10 protein-coding genes are annotated in these 8,156 nt (G+C 62.4%); 6 read left to right on the top strand and 4 right to left on the bottom strand.

The genetic code is table 11. The features are described 5' to 3' along the window. Positions 1-280, top strand: a 280-nt coding sequence (locus FHX14_RS33125) for a hypothetical protein (RefSeq protein ID WP_246713443.1), incomplete at its 5' end; no start/stop codon positions are given. Positions 281-548: 268 nt separating this feature from the next. Here FHX14_RS33125 and FHX14_RS24075 read toward each other — a convergent pair. Genes FHX14_RS24075 through FHX14_RS24065 form a run of 3 tightly spaced genes read right to left on the bottom strand, consistent with a single transcriptional unit; the run spans position 549 to position 2,663 of the window. Further along, entirely contained in the window at positions 549-947 is a 399-nt protein-coding gene (locus tag FHX14_RS24075; RefSeq protein ID WP_003593569.1) for a Fur family transcriptional regulator, read from the bottom strand. Beyond that, positions 944-1,759, bottom strand: coding sequence for a zinc ABC transporter permease subunit ZnuB (gene znuB / locus FHX14_RS24070; protein ID WP_012558186.1), 816 nt, complete (start codon positions 1,757-1,759; stop codon positions 944-946). The genes FHX14_RS24075 and znuB overlap by 4 nt, the downstream gene beginning before the upstream one ends. Then, on the bottom strand, positions 1,752-2,663 hold the full coding sequence (locus FHX14_RS24065; protein ID WP_003593564.1) for a metal ABC transporter ATP-binding protein: 912 nt from the start codon (positions 2,661-2,663) through the stop codon (positions 1,752-1,754). The genes znuB and FHX14_RS24065 overlap by 8 nt, the downstream gene beginning before the upstream one ends. A 101-nt stretch (positions 2,664-2,764) precedes the next feature. Between FHX14_RS24065 and FHX14_RS24060 the strand changes: the two genes are divergently transcribed. From FHX14_RS24060 to FHX14_RS33120, 3 genes are all read left to right on the top strand, one after another. After that, a complete protein-coding gene (locus FHX14_RS24060) occupies positions 2,765-3,820 on the top strand; it encodes a zinc ABC transporter substrate-binding protein (protein WP_184379154.1) in 1,056 nt (351 codons plus the stop codon). A gap of 110 nt (positions 3,821-3,930) precedes the next feature. Next, positions 3,931-5,136, top strand: coding sequence for a zinc metallochaperone GTPase ZigA (zigA, locus tag FHX14_RS24055; RefSeq protein ID WP_184379152.1), 1,206 nt, complete (start codon positions 3,931-3,933; stop codon positions 5,134-5,136). After that, positions 5,133-5,312 carry a hypothetical protein gene (locus tag FHX14_RS33120; RefSeq protein WP_246713442.1) on the top strand — a complete coding sequence of 60 codons (180 nt, stop codon included), beginning with the start codon at positions 5,133-5,135 and terminating at the stop codon, positions 5,310-5,312. Before zigA ends, FHX14_RS33120 begins: the two co-directional genes overlap by 4 nt. A 274-nt stretch (positions 5,313-5,586) precedes the next feature. Here FHX14_RS33120 and FHX14_RS24050 read toward each other — a convergent pair whose 3' ends face one another. Further along, positions 5,587-5,913 carry an RcnB family protein gene (locus tag FHX14_RS24050; RefSeq protein ID WP_184379150.1) on the bottom strand — a complete coding sequence of 109 codons (327 nt, stop codon included), beginning with the start codon at positions 5,911-5,913 and terminating at the stop codon, positions 5,587-5,589. Between the two features lie 313 nt (positions 5,914-6,226). Here FHX14_RS24050 and FHX14_RS24045 point away from each other — a divergent pair, with 313 nt between their 5' ends. After that, positions 6,227-6,610 carry a VOC family protein gene (locus FHX14_RS24045; protein ID WP_003593558.1) on the top strand — a complete coding sequence of 128 codons (384 nt, stop codon included), beginning with the start codon at positions 6,227-6,229 and terminating at the stop codon, positions 6,608-6,610. Positions 6,611-6,776: 166 nt separating this feature from the next. Next, positions 6,777-8,105 carry a hemolysin family protein gene (locus FHX14_RS24040; RefSeq protein WP_184379148.1) on the top strand — a complete coding sequence of 443 codons (1,329 nt, stop codon included), beginning with the start codon at positions 6,777-6,779 and terminating at the stop codon, positions 8,103-8,105. Positions 8,106-8,156 lie beyond the last annotated feature (51 nt).

Below are 8,156 nucleotides of genomic sequence, written 5' to 3'. Positions count from 1 at the left end.
CCCGTCCGGCAAGGGCGACAATGGCGGCTCCGGCAAGAGCGACAACGGCGGCTCCGGCAAGAGCGACAACGGCGGCTCCGGCAAGAGCGACAACGGCGGCTCCGGCAAGAGCGACAATGGCGGCTCTGGCAAGAGCGATAATGGCGGCTCGGGTAAGAGCGACAATGGCGGCTCCGGTAAGAGCGACAATGGCGGCTCTGGCAAGAGCGATAATGGCGGCTCCGGTAAGAGCGACAATGGCGGCTCCAGCAAGGGCGGCTCTGAATCCAAGCCGGACTAAGCTTATCCGCACAGAAATGCAAAAGGTGAGGCCGCTCTCGCGGCCTCACCTTTTTGAGTCATCGCTTTGTGTATCGATCGGCAGCAAATACGGTGGGGAAACCAACGCGTGGATCGTCACCTTCGGGCACGCCGCCGCCCCGCCCTCGCTCATTCCTGTCCTCCGGCTTGACCAGCGGGATGTCGCAGCAATGAGGGTGGAGAAGTGGGCGCCCCGTCAAAGTCCCGTTGGTGCGATAGAATAGGATGCCGACGGATAGTGTGGCCGCTTACGCCGCACAAGCCTCGCACAAACCGCGAATCTCGATCGTCGTCTTCGCTGGTTTGAACTTCTGCCCCCGCACCCAGGCCATCAACCGGTGGTCGACCTCATGATCGTGGAACTCCGTCACCTGGCCGCAGCTTTCGCAGATGGCGAAAGCGACGATCCCGTGGCTGTGGCAGTCATCGCCCGGATGGGCGCAGGCGACGAAGGAATTGATGCTTTCGAGCCGGTGCACGACACCGTATTCGAGTAGCTTTTCCAGCGCCCGGTAGACCTGCAGCGGCGCGCGAAAACCGTGGTCACGCAGCTTGTCGAGGATGGTATAGGCGCTGAGCGGCCCTTCGGCCTTTTCGAGCACGTCGAAGACCAGCGACTGGTTCTTGGTGAGTTGCGGTGTCGTCATGAACCTTGTCCTTGCATGCCTGCGCGATGCCGCCTGAGGGGAAGCAGGCTGAGAATGAAGAGGATCAGCGCCGCGACCACGATCGAGGGACCGGAGGGCGTGTCGTAGGTGAGCGAGCCGAACAGCCCGCCGACGACGGCCGCCGCCCCGATGACCGAGGCAAGCACCGCCATGATCTCCGGCGTCGCCGAAAAGCGCCGCGCCGCAGCCGCCGGAATGATCAGCAGCGAGGTGATCAGCATGATGCCGACGATTTTCATGGCAATGGCGATCACAACGGCCATCAAAAGCATGAAGAACAGCCGCGCCCGCTCCGGCTTCAAACCCTCCGCCTCGGCAAGCTCGGCATTGACGGTCGCGGCCAGCAGCGGCCGCCAGAGCCAGGCCATTGCCACGAGCACAAAGAGCCCTCCACCCCAGATCAGCGCGATGTCGGTCGAGGACACCGCGAGGATGTCGCCGAACAGGAAGGCGATAAGATCGATCCGCACCCAGCTCATGAAGGCGACCATGACGAGGCCGATTGCCAGTGTGGCATGCGAAAGTATGCCAAGCAGCGCATCGGCCGACAGCGCCTGGCGCTTCTGCAGGAAGAGCAGCAGCACCGATACCAAGGCTGCGACGGCAAAGACGGCCAGGGTCAGATTGAGTTCGAAGAGCAGCGACAGGGCGACGCCGAGCAGCGCCGAATGGGCGATCGTATCCCCGAAATAAGCCATGCGCCGCCAGATGATGAAGCAGCCGAGCGGTCCCGTCGTCAGCGCCAGCCCGACGCCGGCAAGGATCGCGCGAACGAAGAAATCGTCAAGCATGGCGCTCCCCTTCAGCATGGGCGTGACCGTGATCGTGAGGGCCATGACCGTGGCTATGCCCATGGTCATGCGCGTGATGCCCGTCAAGCTCATGGTCCCGTTCGGGACCACGAGCGGGCTGGCAATGGTCGGTCACCGAACCGTCGGCATGTTGCACGCGCCCATCCGGCAGATGCGTATGGTCGTGATGATGGCTGTAGACGGCAAGCGTCTGCGCCGCGCGGCTGCCGAACAGACGCACATATTCCGGGCTGCGGCTGACGGCTTCGGGCGTGCCGCGGCAGCAGACATGGCCGTTGAGGCAGATGACCGTGTCGGTCTCGGCCATGACGACGTGGAGATCGTGCGAGATCAGCAGTATGCCGCAGCCGCTGGCGTTGCGGATCGATTTGATCAGATCGTAGAGCGCGATCTCGCCGGAGAAATCGACACCCTGCACCGGCTCGTCGAGCACGAGCAAATCGGGTTTGCGGGCAATGGCGCGCGCCATCAGCGCCCGCTGGAATTCGCCCCCGGAGAGATGCTGCACCTCGGCATCGAGCATATGGTCGATGCCGGCGGCTTCGAGTGCCGCGCGCATGTCGCGTTCCGGCAGGGGTCCGGTCAGCGTCATCAGCCGGCGCACCGAGAGCGGCAGCGTCCAGTCGATCGCAAGCTTCTGCGGGACATAGCCGACCTTCAGGCCGGCCAGACGCTCCACCCTGCCCTCATTCGGCTTCAACACACCGATCGCCGCCTTGGCGCTGGTCGACTTGCCCGAGCCGTTCGGCCCGATCAGCGTCACGATCTCGCCGCGCGAGACGGAAAATTCGACGCCGCGCACAAGCCAGCGGCCGTTGCGCAGAACGCCGACATTCTCAAGCGAAACCAGCGGTTCGCCCTTCGTATTTGCGGGAGAGAGCATCAAATTTTCCGACAGCGCTGTTGCATCCTGCTATTGCACACGTTATAGCATAACGCAATTGATGTAATAACATAACATCTGCAATTCAAGCGGAGCATTGGATGAAACGCACCCTGGGCCCAGCCCTGAAGATCCTGGCCTTTAAAATTCCGCTCGCCCTCGCCCTCCCGGCGCTGGCGGTCCCCGCCTTGCTGTTTGCCGGCACCATGCGGGCGGCCGACGCGCCCGTCGTCGTCACCTCGATCAAGCCGATCCATTCGCTGGTTGCGGCGATCATGCAGGGTGTGGGCGAACCGGAGCTGATCGTCGATGGCGCCGCCTCCCCGCATACTTATAGCCTGAAGCCGTCGAATGCGCGCGCGCTGCAGGAAGCCAAGGTGATCTTCTGGACCGGCCCCGGCCTCGAAACTTTCCTGGAAAAACCGCTGCAGGCGCTGGGCTCGAAGGCCAGCATCGCCGAGCTCGATCATGCCCCCGGCCTCGTCAAGCTGCCCTTCCGCGAAGGCGGCGCCTTCGAGCCGCATGAGGATGGCGATGAGCACCATGGCGCTTCCGCCGAGGGTGAGGATCACGATCATGCCGCCGGCACCGGCCATGGTGACCATGATCACGGACATGACGGTGACCATGATCATGGCGCCTTCGACACGCATCTCTGGCTCGACCCGATGAATGCCAAAGCCATGGCTGCCGTGATCACCACGACGTTGGTCGCCGCCGATCCCGCCAATGCGCTGACCTACCAGGCCAATGCCAAGGCGCTGGACGACAAGCTGACGGCGCTGGATAAGGAAATCGCCGCCACCGTTGCTCCCGTCAAGGACAAGCCCTTCATCGTCTTCCACGACGCCTACCAGTATTTCGAGCATCGCTACGGCATCCGCGTCGCCGGCTCGATCACCGTCAGCCCGGAAACCATTCCCGGTGCCGAGCGCGTTTCGGAAATCCACCGCAAGGTCGGCGAACTCGGCGCCACCTGCGTCTTTGCCGAACCGCAATTCGAGCCGCGCCTCGTCAATGTCGTCATCGAAGGCACGAAGGCCAGATCCGGCGTGCTCGACCCCGAAGCAGCAACGCTGAAGGCCGGCCCCGATCTCTACTTCATCCTCATGCGCGGCATCGCCGAAAGCATGAAGGATTGCCTCTCCAGCGCATGATAGCCATGCGGCGCTCCGGAGAGAGCTGAGGCGGAAAGAGGCGGATGACCCCGTTCCGCCTTTTTTCGGCTCCATCAATGTAATGATATAACATTAATATGTGAGGTTTCATGGACAACAGACTTCCGGTCACGGTGCTCTCCGGCTTTCTCGGCGCCGGCAAGACGACGCTGCTGAACCACGTGCTTGCCAATCGCGAAGGCATGCGCGTCGCCGTCATCGTCAACGACATGAGCGAGGTGAATATCGACGCCGCCCTGGTACGCGATGGCGGCGCCAATCTGTCTCGCACCGAGGAGCAGCTGGTCGAGATGACGAATGGCTGCATCTGCTGCACCCTGCGCGACGACCTCTTGAAGGAGGTGCGCGATCTGGCGACCCAAGGCCGCTTCGATTACCTGCTGATCGAATCCACGGGCATCGCCGAGCCCCTGCCCGTCGCCACCACCTTCGAATTCCGCGATGAGAGCGGAGAAAGCCTTTCCGACGTCGCAAGGCTGGATACGATGGTGACCGTCGTCGATGCCGCCAATCTGCTCGCGGATTATGCCTCGGCCGATTTCCTCGCCGACCGCGGCGAAACGGCAGGCGACGGCGATACCAGAACCATCGTCGACCTGCTGGTCGAGCAGATCGAATTCGCCGATGTCGTGGTGCTGAACAAGATCGGCACGGCAAGCGAGACGGAACGCGACGCCGCGCGGAAAATCATCACCGGCCTAAACCCGGATGCGAAGCTGATCGAGGCGGATTTCGGCAAGGTGGGACTGAAGGAAGTGCTCGGCACCGGTCGCTTCGACCTCGACAGGGCCGAGACCCACCCGCTCTGGTACAAGGAGCTGCACGGCTTCAAGGACCACGTGCCGGAGACCGAGGAATATGGCATCCGCTCCTTCGTCTACCGCGAGAAGCGGCCCTTTCATCCGGCAAAATTGCAGGCCTTTCTCGACCTGACATGGCCGGGCGTCGTGCGCGCCAAGGGCTTCTTCTGGCTGGCGACGCGGCCGCACCATGTCGGCGAGATCAGCCAAGCGGGCGCCCTCGTGCGCACCGGCAAGATGGGCCTCTGGTGGGCGGCGGTGCCGCGCGAACAATGGCCCGACGAACCGGGCTTCATCAATGCCATCGGCCCCTATCTCGACCCCGTCTGGGGCGATCGCCGCCAGGAAATTGTCTTCATCGGCGCCGACCCGATGGACGAGGCCTGGATCAGGAGAGAACTCGACGCCTGCCTCATCGAGACCGCGGTCTTCACGCCCGATCGCTGGCGAAACCTGCCCGACCCCTTCGCCAGCTGGAACCGCCAGGCGGCATGACGGCAACGGCGATCAAACCCTATCGCTGCGTTTGCACGGAGTGTGATCCGCTGCCGCCGATCGAGGGGCTGCATCCGTTGGCACATGACGGGGATGTGAAGGTTGATGCCGAAAGACCGAAGGGGTTGCTTGGTATTATTGCCAAGCGGGTCATGCCTTCACGCCGGCACAGCTAAACGATCTTTTGTCACGCAACATCCCGGTCCAGGAGATCGGCCAGACGCGCCCCTCATCCGGCTGCCGCCACCTTCTCCCCGTAAACGGGGCGAAGGGGATATGCCGCAAGCTCTCCGTCCCTCACCAACGCCTCGTAGGGCACGTCCCCTCTCCCCGTCAGAACGGGGAGAGGGTTAGGGTGAGGGGCAGCTTCTTAAGCCAAGAACCAGACAGCCGGTTCACAAAGCCGAGATGACGTCGGGCGGCCGAAGCCGCCCTCCTCGTATCCACCAATCAGCGACCAGCGATAATGCTGGAGATCACACCGCTGGTGATGCCGATCAGCAGGTAGTCGTTGTCGGCCCGCACCCAGCGATAGCCGCGCGGCGGAGGCGCGAGCCGGTAGCGGCGGTAGTCGTTGACATCGTGAAACCGGCGGCGCTCGCTGGCGTTGACGCGGTATCCCTTCTTCCAGTGCGGCCGGACGATCTTCTTCTCAACGATCACCCTCTTCTGCACGACGACAGGCGGACGGCGATGGTCATCGGCGCTGGCCTGGGAGACGACCATCGGGGAGAGAAGGAAGGAGGCGGAAAGGAAAGCTGCAAAAATCTTTTTCATGTGGGGGTTCCTCATGTTGGGCACGGGAGAAAACTAGGCCCGAACAGATGAACCGAAACTGAAATTTATATTAAACTTTCGTAATGGAATCCAAGGCATAAGGCACTGACTTTATATTTTAGATTAGACTTATACACCTTGACTAACTAGAGTTTTGCCTGGAACGCGATCGGCGGGCGTCCCGAAGTTCTGATTCGATTTTCCGAAGGATTGGGCGCAGGCTCGATCCATGGAGCGCCCTTCGCGCGTTCGATCCGGCGGCTGGCGCCCTCGGACCGTCGTCCGGAATCGCTCGATAATGATGGAGGAAACCATGCCCGGCATCAGCATGCGCTACATCGTCGACGACGTCGACGCCGCCCTGGAATTCTACACGAAACATCTTGGCTTCTCGGTCGCTCTTCACCCCGCGCCCACTTTTGCCATCCTGACGAAAGATGGTTTTCGTCTGCTCGTCAGCGGCATGACGGGACCGGGCGGCGGAGCCCAGGCAATGCCGGACGGACGCAAGCCGGAGCCCGGCGGATGGAATCGCATCCAGATCGAAGTCGCGGACCTGGAAGCGGAAGTCGCCACGCTGCGCCAGGCGGGCGCGCGTTTTCGTGGCGAGATCGTACAGGGCATAGGCGCCAAGCAGATCCTGCTCGAAGACCCGGCCGGAAACCCGATCGAGCTCTTCGAAGCGCCGAAGAGATGATTGCCGCGGCAGCGATTGTGCTCTGCATATCGGGCCAATCGCCCGCAAGATCCTGACGACGATAGTCCGCATCGACATCGCGCGCGGCAAGATTGGCTGCCGCGCCTTGCTACCTCTGTCCGAGCGTGTAGTTTCGGATTGGGATCAATTCAGAGGTAGGGAAAACATGTCCGAATCCGCGGGCGGCGTCTTCGACTATGTCGGGATACTCGCCGTGCTTCTTCTGGTAGCCGCCAACGGCTTCTTCGTCGCTGCGGAATTCGCGCTGGTGTCCGTCAGGCGCAGCCGTGTCACCGAACTTGCCGCGGCAGGCCGCATGAATGCCTCCGCCCTACAGCGCGCCGTCGACAATCTCGACGCCAACCTTGCCGCCACCCAGCTCGGTATCACCATCTCGTCGCTGGCGCTGGGCTGGGTCGGCGAGCCGGCGCTTGCCCACTTGATCGAGCCTCTGCTGTCCTGGCTGCCCGGGCAATGGGCGGCAACAGGCGCGCATACCGTCGCCATCGTCATTGCCTTCGTCATCATTACGGCACTGCACATCGTGCTGGGCGAGCTGGCGCCGAAAAGCCTGGCGCTTCAGCGCAGTGAGGCCACTTCGCTTGCCGTCGTGCGTCCGCTGGGGCTCTTCCTGGTGCTGTTCAAGCCGGCGATCTCCGTTCTGAACGGCATGGGCAACCTTGTGCTGCGGGTCGTCGGCCTTCGCGCCGGAACCGGGGAATCGTCATTCCATTCGCCGCAGGAACTCAAGCTGCTGGTCGCCGAAAGCCAGGAAGCCGGTCTTCTCAACCAAGTGCAGCAGCAGCTCGTCGAGCGGGTCTTCAACATCGGCGACAGACCGATCTCCGACATCATGACCCCGCGTCTCGATATCGAATGGTTCGATGCCGACGACAGCGAGGCCGAGATTCTGAAGACCATCCGTGAATGCAGCCACGAACAATTGCTGGTCGCCCGCGGCTCGATCGACGAACCGATCGGCATGGTGTTGAAGAAGGATCTTCTCGACCAGGTTCTCGACGGCGGCAAGGTCCGGCCGATGGAGGTGATCAAGCAGCCGCTGGTGCTGCACGAGGGCACCTCGGTCGTGCGTGTGCTCGACAGTTTCAAGGCCTCGCCTGTCCGGCTTGCCATCGTCATCGATGAATACGGCAGCCTCGAGGGTATCGTCACCCAGACCGACCTGCTCGAAGCCATCGCCGGCGACCTGCCGGGATCCAACGAAGAGCCCGATATTATCGTGCGGGAAGACGGATCGCTCTTGATCGATGCGATGATGCCCGCCTTCGACGCCTTCGAGCGGCTCGGCCTGCGCGATCGTCCGGATGCCGATTTCCATACGCTTGCAGGCTTCGCGCTACATCAGCTCCAGCACATCCCGGAAGCCGGCGAAACCTTCGTTTTCGATAGCTGGCGCTTCGAAGTGCTCGATATGGACGGTATGCGCATCGACAAGATGCTGGCAACGCGCATCCCCGCGGACGGGGAAGGCTGATGCATGTCGCCCGGAAGTGTGCAGCGGTTCCGGGATAACGACATGCATAAA

The sequence above is a fragment of the Rhizobium sp. BK619 genome (genome assembly GCF_014195245.1).
GTDB lineage: Bacteria > Pseudomonadota > Alphaproteobacteria > Rhizobiales > Rhizobiaceae > Rhizobium > Rhizobium acidisoli.
The sequence above is the reverse complement of the archived record's forward strand: the minus strand, read 5'-3'. Positions and strand labels throughout refer to the sequence as shown.

Coding starts and splice junctions, on each gene's coding strand:
- FHX14_RS24075 (WP_003593569.1), bottom strand. CDS start 947: ATGACGACACCGCAACTCACCAAGAACCAGTCGCTGGTCTTCGACGTG.
- znuB (WP_012558186.1), bottom strand. CDS start 1,759: ATGCTTGACGATTTCTTCGTTCGCGCGATCCTTGCCGGCGTCGGGCTG.
- FHX14_RS24065 (WP_003593564.1), bottom strand. CDS start 2,663: ATGCTCTCTCCCGCAAATACGAAGGGCGAACCGCTGGTTTCGCTTGAG.
- FHX14_RS24060 (WP_184379154.1), top strand. CDS start 2,765: ATGAAACGCACCCTGGGCCCAGCCCTGAAGATCCTGGCCTTTAAAATT.
- zigA (WP_184379152.1), top strand. CDS start 3,931: ATGGACAACAGACTTCCGGTCACGGTGCTCTCCGGCTTTCTCGGCGCC.
- FHX14_RS33120 (WP_246713442.1), top strand. CDS start 5,133: ATGACGGCAACGGCGATCAAACCCTATCGCTGCGTTTGCACGGAGTGT.
- FHX14_RS24050 (WP_184379150.1), bottom strand. CDS start 5,913: ATGAAAAAGATTTTTGCAGCTTTCCTTTCCGCCTCCTTCCTTCTCTCC.
- FHX14_RS24045 (WP_003593558.1), top strand. CDS start 6,227: ATGCCCGGCATCAGCATGCGCTACATCGTCGACGACGTCGACGCCGCC.
- FHX14_RS24040 (WP_184379148.1), top strand. CDS start 6,777: ATGTCCGAATCCGCGGGCGGCGTCTTCGACTATGTCGGGATACTCGCC.